The sequence below is a fragment of the Pseudomonas sp. Irchel 3E13 genome (assembly GCF_900187455.1).
Classification (GTDB): domain Bacteria; phylum Pseudomonadota; class Gammaproteobacteria; order Pseudomonadales; family Pseudomonadaceae; genus Aquipseudomonas.
The window spans coordinates 136,789-161,066 of sequence record NZ_FYDX01000003.1; the positions used below are offsets into that span (position 1 = coordinate 136,789).

The following is a 24,278-nucleotide window of genomic DNA, read 5'->3' on the forward strand; positions in this document are numbered from 1 at the left end:
CCGGACGGGTTCAGCGCCCTGGGGCCAGGGCGCTGGGAGTGTGCCGCAAACGCGCGGGCGCGTCATCCTTCCTGGCGGGTGGCCAGGCGCGCGGGCGAGAGTTGCTCGGCGCTCAGGCCGAAATCACCGAGGTGGGCGGGCAGGGGCTCGCCGCGCACCAGTGCGGCGCTGGCCTGGCCCATTGCCGGCGAGGTCTGGATGCCGTAGCCGCCTTGCGCTGCGACCCAGAACAGGCCGGGCACGGCGCCGTCGAAACCGGCCACCAGATCTCCGTCGGCGACGAAGCTGCGCAGCCCGGCCCAGGTGCGGAACGGGCGGCGGATGCTCAGGGTGGTGGCTTCCTCGATCTGGTAGATACCCATGGCTATATCCAGCTCTTCGGGCTGCACGTCGTGGGGCTCGACCGGGTCGGCGTTGCACGGTGAGCCCAGCAACATGCCGGCGTCCGGCTTCATATAGAAGGACTCGTCGAGGCTGACCAGCATCGGCCAGCCATGGGTGTCCAGATCGGCCGGCGCTTCGAAGATGAACGCGGCACGCCGCTTGGGTTGCAGGCCCAACGGACGGGCGCCCGCCAGTTGGCCGACGCGGTCGGCCCAGGCGCCGGCGGCGTTGATGATCACCGGTGCGCGGAATTCGCCGCGGCTGGTTTCCACGCGCCACTGGCCGTCGTCTTCGCGGTGCAGGGCGAGGACTTCACAGTCGCCGTGCACTTCGCCCTGCTGGCGGCGGATGCCGCGCAGGTAGCCCTGATGCAGGCCGTCGGTGTCGATATCGCTGGCGCTCGGGTCGTACAGCGCGCCGTGGACTTTCTCCCGGCGCAGCACCGGCAGGCGCGCGCAGGCCTCATCGGCGCTGAGCAATTGCATCTCCGGCACGCAGGCGCGGGCGCTGTCGAACTGGCGTTGCAGTTCGGCGGCGTCGCCATCGAAGTCCACGGTCATCTCGCCGCGCGGGGTCAGCAGCGGGTGCTCGGCGAAGCCGACCGGCGGCTGGTCGAAGAACGCCCGGCTGGCCAGGGTCAGGGCGCGCACTTGCGGCGTACCGTAGGCCGCGGTGTACAGCGCGGCCGAGCGACCGGTTGAGTGATAACCCGGCAGCGTCTCGCGTTCGAGCAGCAGCACCCGGCCATGCGCGGCCAGCCAGTAACCGGTGGAAGCGCCGGCGATACCGGCGCCGATAATGATGAAGTCAGCCTGTTGCATGGGAGCTCCCGACGCTGTCAGCGCGCGCGTTGCAGGTGGTACAGGGCGTTGGCCAGGGCGATGTCTTCCAGGCCGAGGCCGATGGAGCGGAAGAACACGTGGCGCTGGTAGTCCGGGCGTGGTGCCTGGCCGCTGATCAGCTCCGGCAGGTCGCCGATGATGGCTTCGGTCTTCCAGCCATGGTCTTCGGCGGCCAGGCACATTTCTCCGGCGCTGCCCGGCGTGGTCACGCGGTAGTCGCAGTACACGTCCATCGCCGCGAGGCTGGCGGGTGGTACTTCATGAGCGCGCACCGCATTGGTGCTGATGGAGGTAATCAGTGCCGGCTTGCTCAATTGGGCCGGATCGATGACCGGCTTGGCCGACGAGGTGCACAGCAGGATCACATCGGCGTCGACCAGGGCCGCGTCGGCGTTGTCGTGCAGGCTCAGGCGCGGATCAAGGGCGGTGAGGGCGTCACGCTCGCTGGCGCGCTTGCCGTTGAGGCTCGGCGAGTAAAGGCGGATGTCCTGCCATGGCCGCAGGTTGCGCACGTAATGCAGGTGAGCGCGGGCAATCGAGCCGCTGCCGATGAGGGTCAGGCGCCGGGCTTCGGCCGGGGCCAGGGCATCCACGGCCACTGCGGTGGTCGCGGCGGTACGCGCGGTGGTCAGCTCGCCGGCGTCGCACAGCAACAGCGGCAGGCCGCTGTCCATGGACATCAGCAGGGTCCAGGCGGTGACCAGTGCGCCTTGCTCACGGACGATATAAGGCGAAGTCTTGACCCCGTAGACGCGCTCCTGCGCCAGCACGCCGCCGTAATTGATGAAGTCGCCCTTGCCGGACGGGAATTCCACCAGTTGCTGCGGTGGCTGCACCGCCTGGCCGGCTGCCAGGTCACGGAACAGATCGCGCAGCACCTGGGGAACATCCACCTGGGCGAGCAGTTGACGGGCGTGCTGCTGATCGAGAACGAGGGGCGCGGCCATTCGGGACTCCGGGGTGACTGGTTTCTAAACTAATTTTTCCATTATGGACTTTTAGTTTAAGTCTTCGCTATCCCGGTGGAAAAAAAGATTGGAGCTGCCGAGGGGCTTCGCGAGCAAGCTCGCTCCTACAGACCGGTATGGTCTGAGTCTGTAGGAGCGAGCTTGCTCGCGAAAAAATTGCAGCCATAAAAAAACGCAGCTCCAAGGCTGCGTTTTCTCGATCATCCGTGCTTGCGCGGCACTGATTTCAACAACTCGGTCGGCGGCATCTCGCAACTGATCTTGCGACCCAGCAACGCCTCGATCGCCGGCAACTGGTAGGAGTCATCCTCACCGGCAAAGCTGATCGACACACCGCTGGTCCCCGCACGACCGGTACGGCCGATACGGTGCACGTAGTCGTCCGGATCTTCCGGCAACGTGAAGTTGATCACGTGGCTGATGCCATCGATGTGGATACCGCGACCGGCCACGTCGGTGGCAACCAGCACGGTAATGCGGCCTTCGCGGAAGCTTTCCAGGGTGCGGATGCGCTTGTGCTGCGGCACGTCGCCGGACAGTTGCGCGGCATTCACGCCGTCGCGCACCAGTTTTTCTTCGATGCGCCGCACTTCGTCCTTGCGGTTGGCGAAGACGATCACCCGTTCCCACTTGTTCTCGGTGACCAGGTTGTACAACAGCTTGTACTTGTCGCTGCCGGCAACGGCGTAGACGTGCTGTTCGACGGTTTCGCTGGCGACGTTCTCCGGCTCGATCTCGACGATGGCCGGGTCGGTGGTCCACTGCTTGGCCAGGTTCATCACGTCTTCGGTGAAGGTGGCCGAGAACAGCAGGGTCTGACGCTCGCTCTTCGGCGGGGTCTGGCGAATGATCTGGCGCACCTGTGGGATGAAGCCCATGTCGAGCATGCGGTCGGCTTCGTCCAGCACCATCACTTCGACCATGTCCAGGTGCACTTCGCCGCGCTGGTTGAAGTCCAGCAGACGGCCAGGGGTGGCAACCAGGATGTCGCAGTGGCGGGCTTCGAGGGCCTTGAGCTGCTTGTCGTAGTCCATGCCGCCGACGAAGGTCATCACGTTCAGGCCGGTGTACTTGGTCAGCAACTCGGCGTCCTTGGCGATCTGTACCACCAGTTCCCGGGTCGGGGCGATGATCAGCGCCCGTGGCTCACCCATGTAGCGCTCTTTCGGCGGGGGAGTCTGTTGCAGCTGGGTGATGATCGAGATCAGAAAGGCCGCAGTCTTGCCGGTGCCGGTCTGGGCGCGACCGATGGCGTCCTGGCCACGCAGGGTGAAACCCAGGACCTGGGCCTGGATCGGCGTGCAATAAGGAAAGCCGAGGTCATGGATGGCGTGCATCAGCTCGGGGGAGAGCTTGAAGTCGTGGAAACGGGTTTTGCCTTCCTGTGGCTCGACGGCGAAGTCTTCCAGCTTCCAGGTCGAAGCTTGTGGTTTTGGCTTGCGCTCGCGGCGAGGTTTGGCAGCGGCGGCGGGTTCGGCGCGAACGGGTTGGGGTTCCTCGGCCTTGAGCGGGGCCACCGGTGCGGGAGCGGTGGCCGGCGTGGGTGGCTGCATCACGGGAGCAGCGCTTTCGGCGGCGAGTGGCTCATCCTCGCCTTTGCCGAACATCTTCTTGAGTGCTTTGAGCACGGTCTTCTCGTCAATTGATTAAGGAATGTACGCCGGGCAGTGTAATGCAAGATTCGGGCTCGGCGTAGCGGATTGCACTGACAACTACAGGGAATACGACCGTCAGCGCAAGCGCTCTGTCAGCCAGGCGCCAATGTCGTTGATTTCTTCCGGCAGCACCGCGTGTTCCATCGGGTATTCCTGCCATTGGGCACTGACGCCCCATTTTTTCAGGTACTCGAAGGCCGTGCGGCCCATGGCCGGCAGGACCACCGGATCGTAGACGCCATGCAGGCACAGTGCGGGGATGCGTTGCTGGCTGGCGCTGAGTTGAAGGTCGTCCTTGAAGGTCGGCGCGTAGGTGGACAGGGCCATCACCCCGCCGAGCGCTTCTTGCCACTTTATATAGGCGGTGTGCAGCACCACCGCGCCGCCCTGGGAGAAACCGGCCAGGATGATGCGGCTGGGATGGATGCCGGCACCGCGCTGCTCTTCGATCAGCTCGATGACGTGGGCGGCGGATTCTTCCAGTTGCGCCTCGTCGATCGCCCGGGCCGGGCTCATGGCCTTGATGTCGTACCAACTGGGCATTTCATAACCGCCATTGATCGTCACCGGGCGACTCGGTGCCTGGGGCATTACGAAACGCGTGCTGAGCAAGTGCTCTTGCAGGGCTTCGGCCACTGGCATGAAGTCATAGCGGTCAGCGCCGAGGCCGTGCAACCAGATCACACAGGCGTCCGCAGTTTTCTGTGGTTCGAGAATCAAGGGTTTGGTCATGACTGCTCCGAAAAAGTGCACGCGATCTCAATTGAGTGCATGAAAAAAAGGCACGAGGGGGCAATACGGAAAGAAGGTGTCGCATTGCTGCAACTTTGCGCGTTGTAGAACACTGAAACGCTTTAGCCACCAGATCTGGTACGCGCTTTGCTACTTGACCTACGACGTGAGGTGGCGTGTTTCCGCGGTAACACCCCTCATGGGTAACCCAAGGCTGTCACAGAACAGCGTATTGCGCCAATTGACCCAATAACAAGCCGAAACGGGTCGGATGCGCCTCATAAGGGTGCGGTGCAAAACCGGCTCACACAACAAGAGCGATCTGGAGGTTTGAATGAAGATGTTGAAATCCACCCTGGCAGTCATGACGGCTGCCGCTGCGCTGGGCCTGAGCTCCTTTGCCCACGCGGGTGCGACCCTGGATGCGGTGCAGAAGAAAGGTTTCGTGCAGTGTGGCGTGAGTGACGGTCTGCCGGGCTTCTCGGTGCCGGACGCCAAGGGCACCATCGTCGGGATCGACGCCGACGTCTGCCGTGCAGTAGCAGCGGCGGTATTCGGTGACGCGACCAAGGTCAAGTTCAGCCAGCTCAACGCCAAGGAGCGCTTCACCGCGCTGCAGTCCGGCGAAGTCGACGTGCTGTCGCGCAACACCACTTGGACCAGCTCGCGCGATTCCGGCATGGGCCTGGTGTTCGCCGGCGTCACCTACTACGACGGCATCGGCTTCCTGGTGAACAAGAAGCTCGGCGTTTCCAGCGCCAAGGAACTGGACGGTGCAACCATCTGCATCCAGGCCGGTACCACCACCGAGCTGAACGTCTCCGACTACTTCCGCGCCAACGGTCTGAAATACACCCCGATCACCTTCGACACCTCCGATGAAAGCGCCAAGTCGCTGGAATCCGGTCGTTGCGACGTGCTGACCTCCGACAAGTCGCAACTCTACGCACAGCGTTCCAAGCTGGCCGCGCCGACCGACTACGTGGTCCTGCCGGAAACCATCTCCAAGGAGCCGCTGGGCCCGGTGGTGCGCAAGGGTGACGAGGAATGGTTCAGCATCGTCAAGTGGACCCTCTTCGCCATGCTCAATGCCGAAGAAATGGGCGTCACCTCGAAGAACGTCGAGGCCGAAGCCAAAGGCACCAAGAACCCTGACGTGGCGCGCATGCTCGGCGCCGACGGTGAGTACGGCAAGGACCTGAAACTGCCGAAGGACTGGGTGGTGCAGATCGTCAAGCAAGTGGGTAACTACGGCGAAGTGTTCGAGAAGAACCTCGGCAAGGCTACCCCGCTGCAGATCGACCGCGGTCTGAACGCCCTGTGGAACAACGGCGGCATCCAGTACGCGCCTCCGGTGCGCTGATTGGGTCGGCCCGCGGCGGCGAGGTTGCCGTCGCGGGCCGTTACGTTCCTTCTCTTCGGGGCTTTTCATGCAAAATCCACCCAAGGGCTTGTCCCTGAACGACCCACGTGTGCGTGCGTGGCTGTTCCAGATCCTCACCATTGTCGTGGTGGTCGGTCTGGGCTGGTACCTGTTCCACAACACCCAGACCAACCTGCAACACCGGGGCATCACCTCGGGCTTCGACTTCCTCGAGCGCAGTGCCGGTTTCGGCATCGCCCAGCACCTCATTCCGTACACGGAATCCGACACGTACGCCCGGGTATTCGTCATCGGCCTGCTCAACACCCTGCTGGTGACCGTTATCGGCATCATCCTGGCGACCCTGCTGGGGTTCATCATCGGCGTGGCACGACTGTCACCGAACTGGATGATCAACAAGCTGGCCACGGTGTATGTCGAGACTTTCCGTAACATCCCGCCGCTACTGCAGATCCTCTTCTGGTACTTCGCGGTGTTCCTGACCCTGCCGGGACCGCGGGGCAGCATCAACCTCAACGACACCTTCTTCATCAGCAACCGTGGGCTGAACATGCCCGGGGCTTCGCTGGCCGACGGCTTCTGGCCGTTCGTGATCTGCCTGGTGGTGGCAATCGTCGCCGTGGTGCTGATGGTGCGCTGGGCCAACCGGCGTTTCGAAGCGACCGGCGTGCCATTCCACAAGTTCTGGGCCGGACTGGCCCTGTTGCTGGTGATCCCTGGGCTGAGCGTGCTGTTGTTCGGCAACCCGCTGAGCTGGGAACTGCCGCAATTGAAAGGATTCAACTTCACCGGTGGCTGGGTACTGATCCCCGAGCTGCTGGCGCTGACCCTGGCACTGACCATCTACACCGCGGCGTTCATCGCCGAGATCGTGCGCTCCGGCATCCGTTCGGTGAGCCACGGCCAGACCGAGACGGCACGTTCGCTGGGCCTGCGTGAAGGCCCGACGCTGCGCAAGGTGATCATTCCCCAGGCGCTGCGGGTAATCATTCCGCCGCTGACCAGCCAATACCTGAACCTGGCGAAAAACTCCTCGCTGGCGGCCGGTATCGGTTACCCGGAAATGGTTTCGCTGTTCGCCGGCACCGTGCTCAACCAGACCGGCCAGGCCATCGAGGTCATCGCCATCACCATGAGCGTTTACCTGGCCATCAGCATCAGCATTTCGCTGTTGATGAACTGGTACAACAAGCGCATCGCGCTGATCGAGCGGTAAGGAGACGCGCATGACTTCCCATGTTTTCAAACCCGATATGCCGCCACCGGTGAAAACCGTCGGCGTACTCGCCTGGATGCGCGCCAACCTGTTCTCCAGCTGGATGAACACCCTGTTGACGCTGTTCGCCATCTACCTGGTCTGGCTGATCGTGCCGCCGCTGCTGCAGTGGTCGATCTTCGATGCCAACTGGGTCGGCACCACCCGCGCCGACTGCACCAAGGAGGGCGCCTGCTGGGTGTTCATCCAGCAGCGCTTCGGCCAGTTCATGTACGGCTATTACCCCACCGAGCTGCGCTGGCGGGTCGACCTGACGGTCTGGCTGGCCGTGATTGGCGCCGCGCCATTGTTCATTTCGCGCTTCCCGCGCAAGACGATCTACGGCCTGTGCTTCCTGGTTGCGTACCCGATCGTCGCCTACACCCTGCTGCACGGCGGGACTCTTGGTCTTGCCACGGTACCGACCAGCCAATGGGGCGGCCTGATGCTGACCCTGGTCATCGCCACCGTGGGCATCGTTGGCGCCTTGCCGCTGGGCATTCTGCTGGCCCTGGGCCGGCGCTCGAAAATGCCGGCGGTGAAAGTGGTCTGCGTGACCTTCATCGAGTTCTGGCGCGGCGTGCCGCTGATCACCGTGCTGTTCATGTCCTCGGTGATGCTGCCGCTGTTCCTGCCTGAAGGCATGAGCTTCGACAAGCTGCTGCGGGCGATGATCGGCGTCATCCTGTTCCAGTCGGCGTACATCGCCGAAGTGGTGCGCGGTGGCCTGCAGGCCATTCCCAAGGGCCAGTACGAAGCCGCCGCGGCCATGGGCCTCGGCTACTGGCGCTCGATGGGCCTGGTGATCCTGCCGCAAGCCCTGAAGCTGGTGATTCCCGGCATCGTCAACACCTTCATTGCCCTGTTCAAGGACACCAGCCTGGTGATCATCATCGGCCTGTTCGACCTGCTCAACAGCGTCAAGCAGGCGGCCGCCGACCCGGCCTGGCTGGGCATGGCGACCGAGGGCTACGTGTTCGCGGCCCTGGTGTTCTGGATTTTCTGTTTCGGTATGTCCCGCTACTCCATGCACCTGGAGCGCAAGCTGGACACAGGCCACAAGCGTTAGGAGAGATTTTGATGAGCGAAGCGATCAAACAGCCTGTTGGCCCTGAAGGCATTATCCAGATGCAGGGCGTGAACAAGTGGTACGGCCAGTTCCACGTGCTCAAGGACATCAACCTGAACGTGCGCCAGGGCGAGCGCATCGTGCTGTGCGGGCCTTCGGGCTCGGGCAAGTCCACCACCATCCGTTGCCTCAACCGCCTGGAAGAACACCAGCAAGGTCGCATCGTGGTCGATGGCGTGGAGCTGACCAACGACCTCAAGCAGATCGAGGCGATCCGCCGCGAAGTCGGCATGGTGTTCCAGCACTTCAACCTGTTCCCGCACCTGACCATCCTGCAGAACTGCACCCTGGCGCCGATGTGGGTGCGCAAGATGCCCAAGCGCAAGGCCGAGGAAATCGCCATGCACTACCTGGAGCGGGTGCGGATTCCGGAGCAGGCCAACAAGTTTCCCGGTCAGTTGTCCGGTGGTCAGCAACAGCGTGTGGCGATTGCCCGGGCGCTGTGTATGAAGCCGAAGATCATGCTGTTCGACGAGCCGACCTCGGCCCTCGATCCGGAAATGGTCAAGGAAGTGCTCGACACCATGGTCGGCCTGGCGGAAGACGGCATGACCATGCTCTGCGTGACCCACGAAATGGGCTTCGCCCGCACCGTGGCGAACCGGGTGATCTTCATGGACAAAGGGGAAATCGTCGAGCAGGCTGCGCCGGATGACTTCTTCGACCGGCCGCAGAACGAGCGAACCAAGCTGTTCCTGAGCCAGATCCTGCACTAATGAAAAGGGGCCGCAAGCGGCCCCGAAATCAGTTCTCTTCCTGCACCGCCGGCGCTGGCGGCGGTCGCAGACCTACCTCGGCAACCAGTTTCAGCGGCTTGCCATTGCGCACCACTTCGATCGCAACCTTCTCATTGGGCTTGATCCGCGCCACCTGGTTCATCGAGCGGCGGCCATCGCCGGCCGGTTCGCCATTGATGCTGAGGATTACGTCACCCAGTTGCAGACCGGCTTTCTGTGCCGGGCCATCGCGGAAAATACCCGCTACCACGATGCCTGGTCGGCCCTGCATGCCGAACGACTCGGCCAGTTCCTGGCTCAACGGCTGAACCTCGATGCCCAGCCAGCCGCGAATCACCTGGCCATGCTCGATGATCGACTTCATCACCTCCAGCGCCAGCTTGGTCGGAATGGCGAAGCCGATCCCTTGCGAGCCGCCGGACTTGGAGAAGATCGCCGTGTTGATACCGGTCAGGTTGCCGCTGGCATCCACCAGCGCGCCGCCGGAGTTGCCGGGGTTGATCGCCGCGTCGGTCTGGATGAAGTCTTCGTAGTTGTTCAGGCCCAACTGATTGCGCCCGGTGGCGCTGATGATGCCCATGGTGACGGTCTGGCCGACCCCGAACGGGTTGCCGATGGCCAAGGCGACGTCGCCGATATGAATATTGTCGGAGCGGCCGATGGTGATCGCCGGCAGGTTCTTCAGGTCGATCTTGAGGACCGCGAGGTCGGTTTCCGGGTCGCTGCCGATGACCCGGGCCAGCGTTTCGCGGCCATCCTTGAGCGCCACCACGATCTGGTCGGCGCCGGCGGTCACGTGGTTGTTGGTCAGCAGGTAGCCTTCCGGGCTCATGATCACCGCCGAACCCAGGCTCGATTCCCAGCGTCGCTGCTTGGGCAGGTTGTCACCGAAGAAACGCCGGAACTGCGGGTCTTCGAACAGCGGGTGCGCGGACTTGTTGACCACTTTGGTGGTGTACAGGTTGGCTACCGCGGGCGCCGCGTGGCTGACCGCATCGGCGTAGGACACCGGGCCCTGGACGATGCTGGTGGTCTGCGGCGCTTGTTGCAGGTTGACGTCCTGGCTGGGCAGGCCGACCCATTGGGGAAAACGCTGGATGACCAGCAGCGCGATCAGCACGCCGGTGAACAGTGGCCAGCCGAAGTAACGCAAAGCCTTGAACATTGAATGGATCCTGGGGGGTTGGCCCGAGCCGATGACGCAGTGGGGAGTTAATGAACGCGCGCGATCATACTTCGGCAAGACCTGTGCAGGAACAGCTAAATCATTCGGCCTGTGATGACGTTGGCCGAATGCCCCCAGGTTGTTGCCGCCGGTTTCCCCAACACAGTCGACGGCCCATAATGGCGGGCATTATACGGGGCCTTGCGCCGCGCTGAACTGCTGAATTGAGGAGTCTTTCCATGGCTGTTGCCCTGACTACCCTGGTCGAGGAAGCCGACCGCTACCTCGGTAGCGCGAAAATCCAGGATTACTGCCCCAACGGCCTGCAGGTCGAAGGCCGGCCGCAGGTCACCCGCATCGTCAGCGGCGTGACCGCCAGCCAGGCGTTGCTGGATGCTGCCGTCGAGGCCGGGGCCGATCTGGTGCTGGTGCACCACGGCTATTTCTGGAAGGGCGAGAACCCCTGCATCACCGGCATGAAGCAGCGCCGCCTGAAAACCCTGTTGAAAAACGACCTGAGTTTGCTGGCGTACCACCTGCCGCTGGATGTCCACCCGGAAGTGGGCAACAACGTGCAACTGGCGCGGCAACTGGACATTACCGTGGAAGGCCCGCTAGACCCGAACAACCCACGGGTGGTGGGCCTGGTCGGCTCCCTGGCCGAACCCGTGTCGGCGCGGGATTTTGCCCGTCGCGTCAGTGAAGTGATGGGGCGCGAGCCGTTGCTGATCGAGGGCGAGGAGATTATCCGTCGGGTCGGCTGGTGCACCGGCGGCGGCCAAGGCTATATCGACCAGGCGATCGCCGTCGGCGTCGACCTGTTCATCAGTGGCGAAGCCTCCGAGCAGACATTCCACAGTGCCCGGGAAAACGGCGTCAGCTTCATCGCCGCCGGCCACCACGCCACCGAGCGCTACGGTGTACAGGCGCTGGGCGACTACCTGGCGCGGCGTTTCGCCCTGGAACATCTGTTCATCGATTGCCCCAATCCGGTCTGAATCCTAAAACGACTGGGCATATCCATATACTGTTTCGTTCTAGCCGCCTTCCTAAATAGAATCGGGCGCTGTGATAAAGTTGCCCGCTCGAACACGGCCCGCTTGGCCGTCCATAAGATCGTTTTCCCGTGAGTAGCCATGGTCGACAAACTGACGCATTTGAAACAGTTGGAGGCGGAAAGCATCCACATCATTCGTGAGGTGGCCGCCGAGTTCGATAACCCGGTGATGCTGTATTCCATTGGCAAGGATTCGGCCGTGATGCTGCATCTGGCACGCAAGGCCTTCTTCCCTGGCAAGCTGCCGTTTCCAGTGATGCATGTCGACACCCAGTGGAAATTCCAGGAGATGTACAGCTTCCGCGACAAGATGGTCGAGGAAATGGGCCTTGAACTGATCACCCACGTCAACCCGGAAGGTGTGGCGCAGGGCATCAACCCGTTCACCCATGGCAGCTCCAAGCACACTGACATCATGAAGACCCAGGGCCTGAAACAGGCGCTGGACAAGCATGGTTTCGACGCCGCCTTCGGTGGCGCGCGCCGCGACGAAGAGAAGTCCCGCGCCAAAGAGCGCGTCTACTCCTTCCGCGACAGCAAGCACCGCTGGGACCCGAAGAACCAGCGTCCCGAGTTGTGGAACGTCTACAACGGCAAGGTCAACAAAGGCGAGTCGATTCGCGTCTTCCCGCTGTCCAACTGGACCGAGCTGGACATCTGGCAGTACATCTACCTCGAAGGCATCCCGATCGTCCCGCTGTACTTCGCCGCCGAGCGTGAAGTCATCGAGAAGAACGGCACCCTGATCATGATCGACGACGATCGCATCCTCGAGCACCTCAGCGACGAGGAAAAGGCCCGTATCGTCAAGAAGAAGGTGCGTTTCCGTACCCTCGGCTGCTACCCGCTGACGGGCGCCGTCGAGTCGGAGGCCGAAACCCTGACGGACATCATTCAGGAAATGCTCCTGACCCGTACGTCCGAACGCCAGGGCCGTGTCATCGACCACGATGGCGCCGGCTCCATGGAAGACAAGAAACGCCAAGGCTACTTCTAATTTCAGGGTTACTCCATGTCGCACCAATCTGATCTGATCAGCGAGGACATCCTCGCCTACCTGGCCCAGCACGAGCGCAAGGAACTGCTGCGTTTCCTGACCTGCGGCAACGTCGACGACGGCAAGAGCACCCTGATCGGGCGCCTGCTGCACGACTCCAAGATGATCTACGAGGACCACCTCGAGGCCATCACCCGCGATTCGAAGAAAGTCGGCACCACCGGCGAAGACATCGACCTGGCGTTGCTGGTCGACGGCCTGCAGGCCGAGCGTGAGCAGGGCATCACCATCGATGTCGCCTACCGCTATTTCTCCACCGCCAAGCGCAAGTTCATCATTGCCGACACCCCCGGCCATGAGCAGTACACCCGCAACATGGCCACCGGTGCGTCCACCTGTGACCTGGCGATCATCCTGGTCGATGCCCGTTACGGCGTGCAGACCCAGACTCGCCGCCACAGCTACATCGCGTCGTTGCTGGGCATCAAGCACATCGTCGTCGCCATCAACAAGATGGACCTCAAGGGCTTCGATGAGCAGGTCTTCGAGTCGATCAAGGCCGACTACCTGAAGTTCGCCGAGGGCATCAACCTTCAGCCGAGCAGCCTGCACTTCGTGCCGATGTCCGCGCTCAAGGGCGATAACGTGGTCAACCGCAGCGAGCGTTCGCCGTGGTACACCGGCCCCGCGCTGATGGAAATCCTTGAGACCGTTGAAGTCGCCGCCGACCGCAATTTCACCGACCTGCGCTTCCCGGTGCAGTACGTCAACCGTCCGAACCTCAACTTCCGCGGCTTCGCCGGCACCATCGCCAGCGGCGTGGTACACAAGGGTGACGACGTGGTAGTGCTGCCGTCGGGCAAGAGCAGCCGCGTCAAATCCATCGTCACCTACGAAGGTGAGCTGGAGAACGCAGGCCCAGGCCAGGCCGTAACCCTGACCATGGAAGACGAGATCGACATCTCCCGTGGCGACCTGCTGGTTCACGCCGACAACGTACCGCCGGTGACCGACCAGTTCGACGCGATGCTGGTGTGGATGTCCGAAGAGCCACTGCTGCCGGGCAAGAAATACGACATCAAGCGCGCCACCAGCTATGTGCCGGGCTCGGTTGCCAGCATCACCCACAAGGTCGATGTGAACACCCTGGAGCAGGGTGCCGCGAGCGCACTGCAACTGAACGAGATCGGCCGGGTCAAGGTCAGCCTCGATACCGCCATCGCCCTGGACGGTTACGACAGCAACCGCACCACCGGCGCGTTCATCGTCATCGACCGCCTGACCAACGGCACCGTCGGCGCCGGCATGATCATCGCGCCGCCGGTCCTGCCGCATGGCAGCACCGGTCAGCATGGCAAGCTGGCCCACGTCGCGACCGAAGAGCGCGCCCTGCGCTTCGGCCAGCAGCCGGCCACCGTGCTGTTCAGCGGCCTGTCCGGCGCTGGCAAGAGCACCCTGGCCTATGCCGTGGAGCGCAAGCTGTTCGACATGGGCCGTGCGGTCTACGTCCTCGACGGCCAGAACCTGCGTCATGACCTGAACAAGGGTCTGCCACAGGACCGCGCCGGTCGCACCGAGAACTGGCGTCGTGCCGCCCACGTGGCGCGTCAGTTCAACGAAGCCGGCCTGCTGACCCTGGCCGCATTCGTTGCACCGGATGCCGAAGGCCGCGAGCAGGCCAAGGCGCTGATCGGCAAGGAGCGTCTGGTCACCGTCTACGTCCAGGCGTCCCCGCAAGCCTGTCGCGAGCGTGACCCGCAAGGCCTGTACGCCGCTGGCGGCGACAACATCCCGGGCGAGAGCTTCCCGTACGATGTGCCGCTGAACGCCGACCTGGTCATCGACACCCAATCCACCAGCGTGGAAGAGGGCGTCAAGCAGGTGCTGGACGTGCTGCGTGAGCGTGGCGCGATCTAAGCGTCGACGCTGAAAAACAAGAAACCCGCGATGGTGAAAACCATCGCGGGTTTTTTTGTGCTTGGCGAAGGTGGCCTCAGATGTGCTTCTCCGACACCGGGATCACCCGTTTTTCCTTCACCGCCTTATAGGAAAAGCTCGAATAGATTTCTTTCACACCCGGTAACGATTGCAGCACCTCGCGGGCGAATTCGCCGAAGGACTCCAGGTCCCGCGCCAGCACTTCCAACAGGAAGTCATAGCGCCCGGAAATATTGTGGCAGGCGACGATTTCGGGGATTTCCATCAGCCGCTGTTCGAAGGCGCGGGCCATGTCCTTGGTGTGTGAGTCCATCATGATGCTGACGAAGGCGGTAACGCCGAAACCCAGGGCCTTGGGTGACAGGATCGCCTGGTAACCATTGATATAGCCGCTTTCCTCCAGCAGCTTGACCCGCCGCCAGCAGGGCGAGGTGGTCAGGGCGACGGTGTCGGCCAATTCCGAAATGGTCAGTCGGGCGTTGTCCTGAAGGGCGGCGAGGAGGGCGCGGTCGGTGCGATCAATGGCGTTGGGCAAAATTTGCCCTGTCTTCGCCGAATCATGAGCTTTCATGCCTGCAATACCCCAAAGCGGTGGTCACATTTGGAAAAATATTAGTCGGTCAGTGGCATAAGCTTATTACAAACCACAAGAGGCTGTTGTCATGAGCGGCTCGACCAGAAACCCAGGATTCGCCACCCGTGCCATTCACCATGGCTACGACCCACAGGCCCACGGAGGGGCGCTGGTGCCGCCGATCTACCAGACGGCCACATTCGCTTTTCCCACTGTCGAATACGGCGCGGCCTGTTTTGCCGGCGAAGAAGCCGGGCATTTCTACAGCCGTATCTCCAACCCCACCTTGGCGTTGCTGGAGGCGCGAATGGCGTCACTGGAAGGTGGCGAGGCAGGTCTGGCCCTGGCCTCCGGCATGGGCGCCATTACCGCCACCTTGTGGACGCTGCTGCGCCCCGGCGACGAAGTGCTGCTGGGCAGCACGTTGTATGGCTGCACCTTCGCCTTTCTGCACCACGGCATCGGTGAGTTCGGGGTCAAGCTCAAGCATGTCGATATGGCCGACCTGAAAGCGGTCGAGGCTGCCATCACACCGGCAACGCGGCTGATCTATTTCGAGTCGCCCGCCAACCCCAACATGCACCTGGCCGACATCGCCGGTGTCGCGAAGATCGCCCATCGCCACGGCGCGACACTGGTCGTCGACAACACCTATTGCACGCCCTACCTGCAACGCCCGCTGGAGCTGGGCGCGGACCTGGTGGTGCATTCGGCGACCAAGTACCTCAGCGGTCATGGCGACATCACTGCGGGGCTGGTGGTCGGGCGCAAGGCGCTGGTGGACCGCATCCGCCTGGAAGGGCTCAAGGACATGACCGGTGCGGTGCTCTCGCCTCACGATGCGTCGTTGCTGATGCGTGGCCTGAAGACCCTTAACCTGCGCATGGACCGCCACTGTTCCAATGCAATGGCCGTAGCCGAATTCCTCCAGCAACAGCCGGAAGTCGAGCTACTGCATTACCCCGGCTTGCCGTCCTTCCCGCAGTACGCCCTGGCGAAGCGGCAAATGGCGCTGCCGGGCGGCATGCTGGCGTTCGAGCTAAAGGGCGGCATTACTGCCGGCCGCCGCTTTATGAATGCCCTGCAATTGTTCAGCCGCGCGGTCAGCCTGGGGGATGCCGAGTCGCTGGCGCAGCATCCGGCGAGCATGACCCATTCCAGCTACACGCCGGAGGAGCGGGCCCGCTACGGGATTTCCGAAGGGCTGGTGCGGTTGTCGGTGGGGCTGGAGGATGTCGAGGACTTGTTGGCGGATATCAAACACGCGTTGCGGGCGCAAGATTGAGTAGAAGGGGATTACAACTAGTTACCTGACTTCCTGTAGTCCCCTTACAAGACCTCGATTTTGTTACCGAAATTTCTGTCGCCATTGCAGGATCCAGCATGATTTTTCTCACCAGTGAATGAGCCTAGTTTCCGGGGATGCTTTTCCCGGACATGAGGCACTCGCGGTGGCGACAGACAATCGGAATCAACAAGGCGAGTGGCTGGACTCTGGTCTGGCATGCCTGGTCATGCTGGCGCGTTATCACAATACGGTGGCTAGCGCAGAGCAACTTGTTCACCGCTTCGCGGCCGGCAGGGCGCGCTTTTCCACCCCTCAGTTACTTCAGGCGTTCAAGCAGCTCGACCTCAAGGTCACGCTGTCCACGTGCACGGTTGAGCGTCTTCCCCGGTTGCCGCTACCGGCCATTGCCATTGACCGCGACGGTGAGTACTTCATCCTTGCCCGGCTCGAGGGCAGTCAGGCGCTGGTTCAGGATCCCCGTACAGCGACCCCGCAAGTACTGACGCTCGACGCCCTGGGCAAACGCTGGAGTGGTGAGGTGATCCTTGTGCGTTCGCAGGCGCTCCTTCCCGGCGTAGCGGCGCGATTCGACTTCACCTGGTTCATCCCCGCCGTGGTGAAGCACCGAAAGCTACTGGCTGAAACGCTGTTCGTGTCGTTCGTCCTGCAGCTGTTTGCCCTGGTGACACCGCTGTTTTTCCAGGTGGTGATGGACAAGGTTCTGGTGCACCGGGGGCTGACCACGCTTGACGTAATCGTGGTCGGGTTGCTCGCGATTACCCTGTTCGAAACCCTGCTCAGCCTGTTGCGCACCTATGTGTTTGCCCACACGGCCAGCCGCATGGACGTGGAGTTGGGAAAGCGGCTGTTTCAACACCTGGTGGAATTGCCACTGGCGTATTTTCGGTCGCGCCGGGTGGGTGACTCCATCGCCCGTGTGAGAGAGCTTGAAAACATCCGCAGTTTTCTCACCGGGAACAGCATCACCCTGGTGCTGGACGTGCTGTTTTCCATCGTGTTCATCGCGGTCATGTTCGTCTACAGCGGATGGCTGACCCTGGTGGTGGTGGCATCGCTGCCGCTGTATGTCCTGATCTCCCTGCTGCTCACCCCGATACTGCGTGCCCGGCTGGAACAGAGTTTCAACCGCGGCGCCGAAAACCAGGCATTTCTGGTCGAGACCATCAATGGCATCGACACCCTCAAGTCGATGGCGGTGGAACCGCAGGTCACGCGGCGCTGGGACGACCAACTGGCCGCCTATGTATCGGCCAGTTTCAAGACGCAGAACCTTTCCACCCTCGCCCATGAGAGCGCTGCGTTGATCGGCAAGCTGGTCACCGTCATCACCCTGTGGCTGGGCGCGCGGCTGGTCATCGATGGAGAACTGACAGTCGGCCAGTTGATTGCCTTCAACATGCTTGCTGGCCGCGTGTCGCAACCGATCATGCGCCTGGCTCAACTGTGGAGCGGTTTCCAGCAGGTTGGGCTGTCTATTCAGCGACTGGGCGACATTCTCAATACCCGGACCGAAGCGAACCATGGCAACGGCAGCGTGCTGCCGAAACTGGTCGGGCGTATCGAACTCGACCAGGTGAGCTTTCGTTACCGGCCCGATGCCAGTGAAGCATTGCGTGCGGTTAGCCTTCAGATCGAGGCCGGCGAGCTGATTGGCGTCGTGGGCCGCTCTGGCTCCGGCAAAAGCACTCTGACCCGGCTGATCCAGCGCCTCTATTCGCCGGAGCGCGGCCGGGTGCTGCTCGACGGCATGGACCTGGCGATCGCGGATGTCTCCTCCCTGCGCCGGCAGATCGGTGTCGTACTGCAGGACAACATGCTGTTTCGCCGCAGTGTCCGCGACAACATCGCCCTCAGCGACCCTGGCGCGCCGATCGAGGACATCGTGCGGGTGGCGAAGCTGGCGGGCGCCCATGATTTCATCCTCGAATTGCCCGAGGGCTACGACACGATGGTGGGGGAGCATGGCGCCTCGTTGTCGGGCGGGCAGCGGCAGCGCCTCGCCATTGCCCGGGCCTTGCTGAGCAATCCGCGGATCCTGATTCTCGACGAGGCCACCAGTGCCCTCGACTACGAGTCGGAGCGGATCATCCAGCAGAACATGGCGCATATCTGTCGCGAGCGCACGGTCATCATCATTGCTCACCGGTTGTCTGCCGTGCGCCATGCCAACCGCATTCTGGTGATGGAGCGCGGGCAGATTGTCGAGCAAGGCCCTCATGAGCAGTTGCTCCGCAAACCTGATGGTGTCTATGCCCACCTGCACCGGTTGCAGCAAGGGGGCGGCGAATGACTGCCCTCAGGATGCTGATGGCGCGTTATTGCGAGGTTTGGCGTGAAGCCTGGCGTCAGCGCCGCTCGATGGACGGGCCGCAGCGAACGCGACACGAACTTGAGTTCCTGCCTGCCGCGCTCGCCTTGCAGGAAACACCCGTGCATCCCGCGCCGCGTTACCTGCAACGGATCTTGCTGCTCTTCGCGGCCCTGACCCTCGCCTGGGTCTGCATCGGCGAAATCGATGTTGTCGCCAGTGCCGCGGGAAAGATCGTTCCCAGTGGTCGGAGCAAGTTGATCCAGGCCAGTGAGGGCGCCGTTATCCGTGTTATCCACGTCAGCGACGGGCAAGTCGTCAAGGCCGGTGATCTTCTGGTGGAACTGGAAGACCGGATAACGGCCGCCGAGGTCGAGCGACTGGGCAGTGAGCTGCTGGCAGCCCGTATCGACAAGGCCAGGGCGCAGGCGTTGTTGTCAGCCATCGAGCGACAGCGCGAACCGGAACCGCTGGCAGCGCTTATACCCGACGCACCCGCCGTGCAAAAACAGGCCGCGCAACGTTGGTTGCAGGGGCAGTACCTGGAATTGCGTGCGGCCCTCGATCAGGTGACGGCTGAAATCGAACAGCGCAGCGCCGAGATCCGCTCCGCCAGTGCCCGGGTCGAGTCGCTGCAGCAGATGTTGGTCATCACCCGGCAACTGGCCGCTGACTACAAACTGCTGTGGCGGGAGTCGGCCATGGCCAAGCACCTGTACCTGGAAAAGGAACAGATTCGCCTCGACCAAGAGCGGGAACTGACGACGCAGCGTTTGCGGGTGGAGGAACTGACCGCGGCGAAAAACGCCGCCAGCCACCGTCATGCCGGTGTCATCGCGCAAACCCGAAGGGCAATGCTCGACCTCTACGGCGAAGCCGGACAGCGGGTTGCAGCCCTGACGCTTGAGGTGAGCAAGGCCGAACAACGGCATCGCCTGAAGACCCTCACATCGCCGGTCGATGGCACTGTCCAGCAATTGGCGATTCACACACGTGGGGGTGTTGTTACCGAAGCGCAGACGCTGATGGTGATTGTTCCGGTCAAGCAGCCCGTTGAAGTGGAAGTGCAATTCGAGAACAAGGACATCGGCTTTGTTTTTCCTGGTCAGCCGGTAGAAATAAAGATCGAGACGTTCACGTTTACCAAGTACGGCGTGATTCCCGGTGTTGTTCAAAGTATTTCGAGCGACGCCATCGAGGATGAACGGCGCGGGTTGATGTACAGCGCCAGGGTGAAACTGGAACAAAGCCATATTCGAGTGAATGAGCGGGACATTCGGTTATCTGCGGGTATGGCTGTGCGTGCGGAAGTGATAACGGATAGGCGCAAGGTGATCAGTTATTTCTTGAGTCCGTTGCAGCGGCATGTGAGGGAGAGTTTGGGGGAGCGATAAGGACGATGAAAATAATCCCAAATTAACGGGTGTCAGACCTGGAGGATGCTAGGTGTTAATTCTGAGGTGGTTTTTTTCTGTATTTACATTTGCGTGGAATTTGCTCAGGGTTCTTGCGGCTTCACTAATTTTTTTATTGGGGGTTATATGTTTGAAGGTGGTATTTGACTGGGTTGTTAGCCCTCCTGTTGTCCCGGTTTTTTATGATCCCTATACGTGCGGAAAAATTTCTGGGTATGTGCTCAGGTATCCCAAAGTGTACGTGAAATTTTGGCCGGAGTATGAGGGGGAAAGTTCATGGGGTCCCGGATTTATCAAAAATAAAAAAGGGTGTGGTGCGAACTTGAGATCACTAACAATGATGATGTCTTGGCCGGATATGAAACCAGTTAGTTTTAGCGTTGGGGCTTCATCGGAGTTTACCGGGGTGATCATTACGATTATGCCTTTGTTGCCAGTATTTAAAGGTATGTCGAAGGTATTGGAGACTTCGCTTGACTTTGTTACACCTGAACAAATGTGCGGGGCAAAGTATAAAAATGATCTCGGTTTGTATCACGTCAGAGGTTACGGTCCTGTCTGGAGAGATAGTTATTCTGATTTTTATTGGAGCGAGCGAGATGGGGCAGTGGAACACTTGATTTATTGCCTCTGGTTACCAATCCAGAACAAAAACTATAGATGCATGGCGAGGTTTTTAATTCCGGAGCTTGATGCTTTCGCGGAAGTTGAATTTCCGTCAGAAAATATAAATTTATGGCGCGAGATTTTAACCGATTCAGTAAGTTTTTTTAATGATGGTTTGATTGGGAGTGAGTGATGAATAAATTGACGGCGCAGGACTTGGATGACGCTAGAGCAGTTCTCGAGGGGGAGGGACCTGTCGTCATGTATAAGTACTTGGCGGCGAGGGGGATCGATACGCGATTCTTGCGAGTGGTGTAGTAAGTGCTGACTCTGTTGCGGGGTCGCAGCAATTAGCTGTATGAAATCGGTTGCGGGGGAAGTTCGAATTCCGCTTGCTGAAACGGTAACTTCTAAAATTGTGAAGAATATGGCTGCGGCGTAATTGGAACAAAGCCATATTTGAGTGAATGAGTGGGGCATTCCGTTATCTGCGGGTATGGCTGTGCGCGCGGAAGTGATAACGGATAGGCGCAAGGTGCTCAGTCATTTTTTTGAGTCTGTTGCAGCGGCATGTGCGGGAGAGTTTGGGGATGCGGTGAGTTCGATGAAAATAATCCACAATTAACGAGTGTCAGGCCTGGAGGGGTGCGAGGTGTTTATTCGGGGTTGGGGGGTTTCTGCATTTAAATTTGTATGGAAGTTGCTCAGGTTTTTAGCGGTGTCGTTGGTTTTTTTGTGGGGACTTCTATTTCTTAAGCTGATTTTTGAGTGGGCTGTTAGCCCTCCCGTTGTTCCAGTTTTTTATGATCCCTATACGTGCGGAAAAATTTCCGGGTATGTGCTCAGGTATCCCAAGGCGTATGTGAAATATTGGCCGGAGTATGAAGGGAAAAGCTCATGGGAGCCCGGATTTATCCACAATAAAAAGGGGTGCGGTGCGAACTTGAGATCACTAACAATGATGATGTCTTGGCCGGAGATGAAACCGGTAAGTCTTATTGTTGGTGGTTCTTCGGATTTTAAAGGGTTGACCGTCACGATTGTGCCCGTGCTACCTATATTCAAAGGCATGTCCCGAGTTTCGGAAGTAGCCCTTAGATTTTTGACACCTGATCAGCGTAACAGTGCTGAATACCGAGATGACTTAGGTTTGCATCATGTAAGAGGCTACAACAATACATCGCGTAATAGTTATTCGGATTTTTACTGGGGAGGGCAAGATGGACAGATAGAGTATGTTATTTCCTGTCGTTGGTTGTTGATGCAACAAAGAAATTCTACATGCGAAGCAAGATTTATGATTTCGGAGCTTGAGGCTTTGTCGGAAGTTCGCTTTCCACCTGAAAAAATAAAATTATGGCGAGAGTTTGTTGAGTCTTCAACGTTGTTTTTTAATGATGGCTTGATTGGGAGTGAATGATGGCTAAGTTGACTATGCAAGATATTGAAAGTGCTAGGGCGCTTCTCCATAGTGAAGGCCCGGCTGCGATGTATGACTATCTGGCTGCTCAGGGTGACCGTTACGCAGTTCTTGCGAACGGTGTGGTGATGGTCGACTCTATCGCAGGGGTTGCCGCGCTTAGCTATATGAAGTCAGTGGCGAAAGATGCAGGCGCGCCATTGGATGATATCGGTATATCAAAGATAATGTTTAATATGGGGGCGGGTTATCTAGATAATCGAATTGCCAATATGGAGGGCGGCGTTGTCGATAGGGATATAGATTATAAGGGTGCGACAATACTTCACAATGAAACTTTTGAAGGTGTCGGTCTTCCTCATGAAGCCTGGACACTACACGCGGTGCTCGATGTTCTGACTGAAGAGGGAAAAAATGCATATTGGACTACTGTGCTTGATTCCGCAGGCGATGGAGTAAAGGAATTAGGGATAACCGCCAAAACCTATGGATTTATGGCGTTGGCCGTGGCCATAGCCCCTCCAGAACAAAGCCAAAAGGCTGGAAAATTTCTCTCCCGCTTCGACTCCCCTTCAGGCGTGGCAGAGCTTGCTGATACGGTTTTCACCGAATGGGCGAAATCCATCAAAGGCGTCTTCTCCGACGGTCCCGGCGCCCCGCAAAGCGACGCTCTCAACATCCAGATCACTCCCTCCCCTCAACCCCAACAACAAATCCTCGACGAAGACCGCATCCGCGACGACGTCTCCAACGGTTTCGTCGACAGGCGCGGGACCCACAGCATTGCCTTCAACGACGGCACGCTGGATAAAACCGATTTCACCTCCGTGCAGATGGGCAGCCTTGCCACGGGCGGTATTCGTCCCGGTGAGCTGCAGCCAGACCCCAATGTGCAGCCGGCTGCTTATCTTTCCCGGTTCTACAAGGATGGCAAGGAAGACGGCCCTACAGATTTCAGCCTGCGCAATGCAGCATCGCTCAACGGGCTCGCGGCACTGACAACGGTGAACACGTTCGTCGACCCGTTGCTGCTGGACCTCACCGGCCTGGGCGCCGGTATGACTCCTCTCAGTGACGGCGTGCTGTTCGATGCTGACAACAGCGGCTTATTGCGGCGTACAGGGTGGGCTGACCCGCAAACGGGCATGCTGGTACGCGATGACGGCAGCGGCGTTAGCAATATCAGCCAGTTGTTTTCCGAGTACTACGCGGGGCGGGCCGGCGCCGACGGTGCGCCAGGCGAGAGGCCGCATAAGGACGCTTTCGCGGCGCTCGCCAGTGAGGACAGTAATGCAGACGGCGCGATCAATTCCCAGGACCCGATCTGGAGCCAGCTGCGCGTCTGGGTGGATAGCAGCCAGGATGGACGCGCCGACGCTGGCGAACTCAAGACACCGGATGAGCTGGGCATCAGCGCAATCAGGGTCGATCAAGTCAGCCCGGTGGGAGAACTGCGCCACGGTAATCAGGTGATCGCGCGGAGCACCTTTTCCATTCAGGGTGTTGAGCGAGAGGTGCTCGCGGTCAACTTTCTTTCCGATACGGTCAGCAACCAGATCATTTCCCTAGCTGGCGGCAGCACGCTGGTCTCGACGGCGCAAGGGATCACCAGGCGAGCATTCGTCGGGCAGAGCAGCATGGGCGAAACTCTGGATGCTTCGGCCCTGGGTGTGGACAACCTGTACGGCGGCAGCGGCGATGATGTGCTCAAGGCTTCGGTAGCGGGCAGTTGGCTGGTGGGTGGGCAGGGCAGCAATACCTATGTGGGTGGTGCGGGCGACGATGTCTTTGTCATCAGCGCCAGCGATGATCAGCGCAACATCAAGGGCAATGGTGGACGGGACACGGTGCTGATCGTCGGCGATCAGGGTGTCGGGTTGAACATGGCCGAAGCGGGGTTGACCATCGCGCAGGGCGGTCGCGGCAAGGACATCATCGCCAGTGGCGGTGGTCGCGGCGTTTTCATCAAGGGCGGGGCAGGTGATTCCACTCTGATCGGCGGCGCGGGGAATGATGTGCTGGCTGGAGGAGCGGGCCGCAATACCATCATCGGCGGCAGCGGCAAGTCGGTGATCTATGCGGGCCCGCTCGGGGACACGATTTTCGCCTCGGACGCCGGAAGCATCATTTACGCCGGAGGAGGGATGGACCGGATCCAGGGCGGTCCCGCCGACGATGTGATCGAAGCTGGTCGAGGTAATGCGCAGATTGACGGCGCGGGTGGGGTCAATCTGGTCTCTCTGCACGGCAGTCACGACCAGTACCCCGACATCGGAAACCTAATCGACTCGATGGCGGCATTTGCACCGCCGTCTTCGGCAGGGTTCTTCCCAAGGGGAGATCAGGCGTTGGCGTGGCAACCGACGCTCGCGGTCAGTGCCTGACGGGCGTGTCGAATAACGG

Annotated in this window: 19 protein-coding genes; 13 read left to right on the plus strand and 6 right to left on the minus strand. The window is 60.5% G+C overall.

What is annotated here, in order from left to right:
- Positions 1-62 precede the first annotated feature (62 nt).
- From CKW37_RS05440 to CKW37_RS05455, 4 genes are all read right to left on the minus strand, one after another.
- A complete protein-coding gene (locus CKW37_RS05440; protein WP_095154592.1) occupies positions 63-1,205 on the minus strand; it encodes an FAD-binding oxidoreductase in 1,143 nt (380 codons plus the stop codon).
- Positions 1,206-1,222: 17 nt separating this feature from the next.
- Positions 1,223-2,173: an ornithine cyclodeaminase family protein gene (locus CKW37_RS05445; RefSeq protein ID WP_095154593.1), complete on the minus strand. Its 951-nt coding sequence runs from the start codon at positions 2,171-2,173 to the stop codon at positions 1,223-1,225.
- A 221-nt stretch (positions 2,174-2,394) separates the two neighbouring features.
- Positions 2,395-3,822: an ATP-dependent RNA helicase RhlB gene (gene rhlB / locus CKW37_RS05450; protein WP_095154595.1), complete on the minus strand. Its 1,428-nt coding sequence runs from the start codon at positions 3,820-3,822 to the stop codon at positions 2,395-2,397.
- 102 nt (positions 3,823-3,924) lie between these two features.
- Complete coding sequence (locus CKW37_RS05455) at positions 3,925-4,581, minus strand: alpha/beta hydrolase (protein ID WP_095154597.1); 657 nt, start codon at positions 4,579-4,581, stop codon at positions 3,925-3,927.
- A 334-nt stretch (positions 4,582-4,915) separates the two neighbouring features.
- Between CKW37_RS05455 and CKW37_RS05460 the strand changes: the two genes are divergently transcribed.
- From CKW37_RS05460 to CKW37_RS05475, 4 genes are all read left to right on the plus strand, one after another.
- The gene (locus CKW37_RS05460; RefSeq protein ID WP_095154599.1) at positions 4,916-5,944 is read left to right on the plus strand and encodes an amino acid ABC transporter substrate-binding protein; all 1,029 of its coding nucleotides are present in this window, start codon (positions 4,916-4,918) and stop codon (positions 5,942-5,944) included.
- Between the two features lie 67 nt (positions 5,945-6,011).
- Complete coding sequence (locus CKW37_RS05465) at positions 6,012-7,181, plus strand: amino acid ABC transporter permease (RefSeq protein WP_095154601.1); 1,170 nt, start codon at positions 6,012-6,014, stop codon at positions 7,179-7,181.
- A 10-nt stretch (positions 7,182-7,191) separates the two neighbouring features.
- Complete coding sequence (locus CKW37_RS05470) at positions 7,192-8,289, plus strand: amino acid ABC transporter permease (protein ID WP_095154603.1); 1,098 nt, start codon at positions 7,192-7,194, stop codon at positions 8,287-8,289.
- 11 nt (positions 8,290-8,300) lie between these two features.
- Positions 8,301-9,065: an amino acid ABC transporter ATP-binding protein gene (locus CKW37_RS05475; RefSeq protein WP_095154605.1), complete on the plus strand. Its 765-nt coding sequence runs from the start codon at positions 8,301-8,303 to the stop codon at positions 9,063-9,065.
- A 28-nt stretch (positions 9,066-9,093) separates the two neighbouring features.
- Here the strand turns inward: CKW37_RS05475 and algW are convergent, their stop codons facing one another.
- Positions 9,094-10,251: a Do family serine endopeptidase AlgW gene (algW, locus tag CKW37_RS05480; protein WP_095154607.1), complete on the minus strand. Its 1,158-nt coding sequence runs from the start codon at positions 10,249-10,251 to the stop codon at positions 9,094-9,096.
- A 239-nt stretch (positions 10,252-10,490) separates the two neighbouring features.
- Between algW and CKW37_RS05485 the strand changes: the two genes are divergently transcribed.
- The 3 genes from CKW37_RS05485 (at position 10,491) to cysN (ending at position 14,222) form a co-directional block, all read left to right on the plus strand.
- Entirely contained in the window at positions 10,491-11,249 is a 759-nt protein-coding gene (locus CKW37_RS05485) for a Nif3-like dinuclear metal center hexameric protein (protein WP_095154609.1), read from the plus strand.
- Between the two features lie 138 nt (positions 11,250-11,387).
- The gene (gene cysD, locus CKW37_RS05490) at positions 11,388-12,305 is read left to right on the plus strand and encodes a sulfate adenylyltransferase subunit CysD (RefSeq protein ID WP_095154611.1); all 918 of its coding nucleotides are present in this window, start codon (positions 11,388-11,390) and stop codon (positions 12,303-12,305) included.
- 15 nt (positions 12,306-12,320) lie between these two features.
- Positions 12,321-14,222 carry a sulfate adenylyltransferase subunit CysN gene (gene cysN, locus CKW37_RS05495; RefSeq protein WP_095154613.1) on the plus strand — a complete coding sequence of 634 codons (1,902 nt, stop codon included), beginning with the start codon at positions 12,321-12,323 and terminating at the stop codon, positions 14,220-14,222.
- Between the two features lie 76 nt (positions 14,223-14,298).
- On the opposite strand, the gene CKW37_RS05500 is transcribed toward cysN, so the two are convergent.
- Positions 14,299-14,778, minus strand: coding sequence for an Lrp/AsnC family transcriptional regulator (locus CKW37_RS05500; protein ID WP_095154615.1), 480 nt, complete (start codon positions 14,776-14,778; stop codon positions 14,299-14,301).
- Between the two features lie 127 nt (positions 14,779-14,905).
- On the opposite strand from CKW37_RS05500, the gene CKW37_RS05505 reads away from it, so the two are divergent.
- The 6 genes from CKW37_RS05505 (at position 14,906) to CKW37_RS05520 (ending at position 24,259) form a co-directional block, all read left to right on the plus strand.
- Positions 14,906-16,102 (plus strand): methionine gamma-lyase, encoded by a 1,197-nt coding sequence (locus CKW37_RS05505; RefSeq protein WP_095154617.1) that lies wholly within the window; start codon positions 14,906-14,908, stop codon positions 16,100-16,102.
- Between the two features lie 229 nt (positions 16,103-16,331).
- Positions 16,332-18,416 (plus strand): type I secretion system permease/ATPase, encoded by a 2,085-nt coding sequence (locus tag CKW37_RS05510; RefSeq protein ID WP_371864273.1) that lies wholly within the window; start codon positions 16,332-16,334, stop codon positions 18,414-18,416.
- Entirely contained in the window at positions 18,413-19,828 is a 1,416-nt protein-coding gene (locus CKW37_RS05515; RefSeq protein ID WP_095154621.1) for an HlyD family type I secretion periplasmic adaptor subunit, read from the plus strand. The genes CKW37_RS05510 and CKW37_RS05515 overlap by 4 nt, the downstream gene beginning before the upstream one ends.
- A 256-nt stretch (positions 19,829-20,084) precedes the next feature.
- On the plus strand, positions 20,085-20,648 hold the full coding sequence (locus CKW37_RS32330; RefSeq protein WP_143501908.1) for a hypothetical protein: 564 nt from the start codon (positions 20,085-20,087) through the stop codon (positions 20,646-20,648).
- 459 nt (positions 20,649-21,107) lie between these two features.
- Positions 21,108-21,875: a hypothetical protein gene (locus CKW37_RS32335; protein WP_143501912.1), complete on the plus strand. Its 768-nt coding sequence runs from the start codon at positions 21,108-21,110 to the stop codon at positions 21,873-21,875.
- The gene (locus CKW37_RS05520; RefSeq protein ID WP_305885281.1) at positions 21,875-24,259 is read left to right on the plus strand and encodes a calcium-binding protein; all 2,385 of its coding nucleotides are present in this window, start codon (positions 21,875-21,877) and stop codon (positions 24,257-24,259) included. The genes CKW37_RS32335 and CKW37_RS05520 overlap by 1 nt, the downstream gene beginning before the upstream one ends.
- The last annotated feature ends 19 nt before the right edge of the window (positions 24,260-24,278 follow it).

What these genes read in the sequence shown, in the direction of transcription:
- CKW37_RS05440 (WP_095154592.1), bottom strand. Translation starts at nt 1,205, where the DNA reads ATGCAACAGGCTGACTTCATCATTATCGGCGCCGGTATCGCCGGCGCT.
- CKW37_RS05445 (WP_095154593.1), bottom strand. Translation starts at nt 2,173, where the DNA reads ATGGCCGCGCCCCTCGTTCTCGATCAGCAGCACGCCCGTCAACTGCTC.
- CKW37_RS05455 (WP_095154597.1), bottom strand. Translation starts at nt 4,581, where the DNA reads ATGACCAAACCCTTGATTCTCGAACCACAGAAAACTGCGGACGCCTGT.
- CKW37_RS05460 (WP_095154599.1), top strand. Translation starts at nt 4,916, where the DNA reads ATGAAGATGTTGAAATCCACCCTGGCAGTCATGACGGCTGCCGCTGCG.
- CKW37_RS05465 (WP_095154601.1), top strand. Translation starts at nt 6,012, where the DNA reads ATGCAAAATCCACCCAAGGGCTTGTCCCTGAACGACCCACGTGTGCGT.
- CKW37_RS05470 (WP_095154603.1), top strand. Translation starts at nt 7,192, where the DNA reads ATGACTTCCCATGTTTTCAAACCCGATATGCCGCCACCGGTGAAAACC.
- CKW37_RS05475 (WP_095154605.1), top strand. Translation starts at nt 8,301, where the DNA reads ATGAGCGAAGCGATCAAACAGCCTGTTGGCCCTGAAGGCATTATCCAG.
- algW (WP_095154607.1), bottom strand. Translation starts at nt 10,251, where the DNA reads ATGTTCAAGGCTTTGCGTTACTTCGGCTGGCCACTGTTCACCGGCGTG.
- CKW37_RS05485 (WP_095154609.1), top strand. Translation starts at nt 10,491, where the DNA reads ATGGCTGTTGCCCTGACTACCCTGGTCGAGGAAGCCGACCGCTACCTC.
- cysD (WP_095154611.1), top strand. Translation starts at nt 11,388, where the DNA reads ATGGTCGACAAACTGACGCATTTGAAACAGTTGGAGGCGGAAAGCATC.
- cysN (WP_095154613.1), top strand. Translation starts at nt 12,321, where the DNA reads ATGTCGCACCAATCTGATCTGATCAGCGAGGACATCCTCGCCTACCTG.
- CKW37_RS05505 (WP_095154617.1), top strand. Translation starts at nt 14,906, where the DNA reads ATGAGCGGCTCGACCAGAAACCCAGGATTCGCCACCCGTGCCATTCAC.
- CKW37_RS05510 (WP_371864273.1), top strand. Translation starts at nt 16,332, where the DNA reads ATGCTGGCGCGTTATCACAATACGGTGGCTAGCGCAGAGCAACTTGTT.
- CKW37_RS05515 (WP_095154621.1), top strand. Translation starts at nt 18,413, where the DNA reads ATGACTGCCCTCAGGATGCTGATGGCGCGTTATTGCGAGGTTTGGCGT.
- CKW37_RS05520 (WP_305885281.1), top strand. Translation starts at nt 21,875, where the DNA reads ATGGCTAAGTTGACTATGCAAGATATTGAAAGTGCTAGGGCGCTTCTC.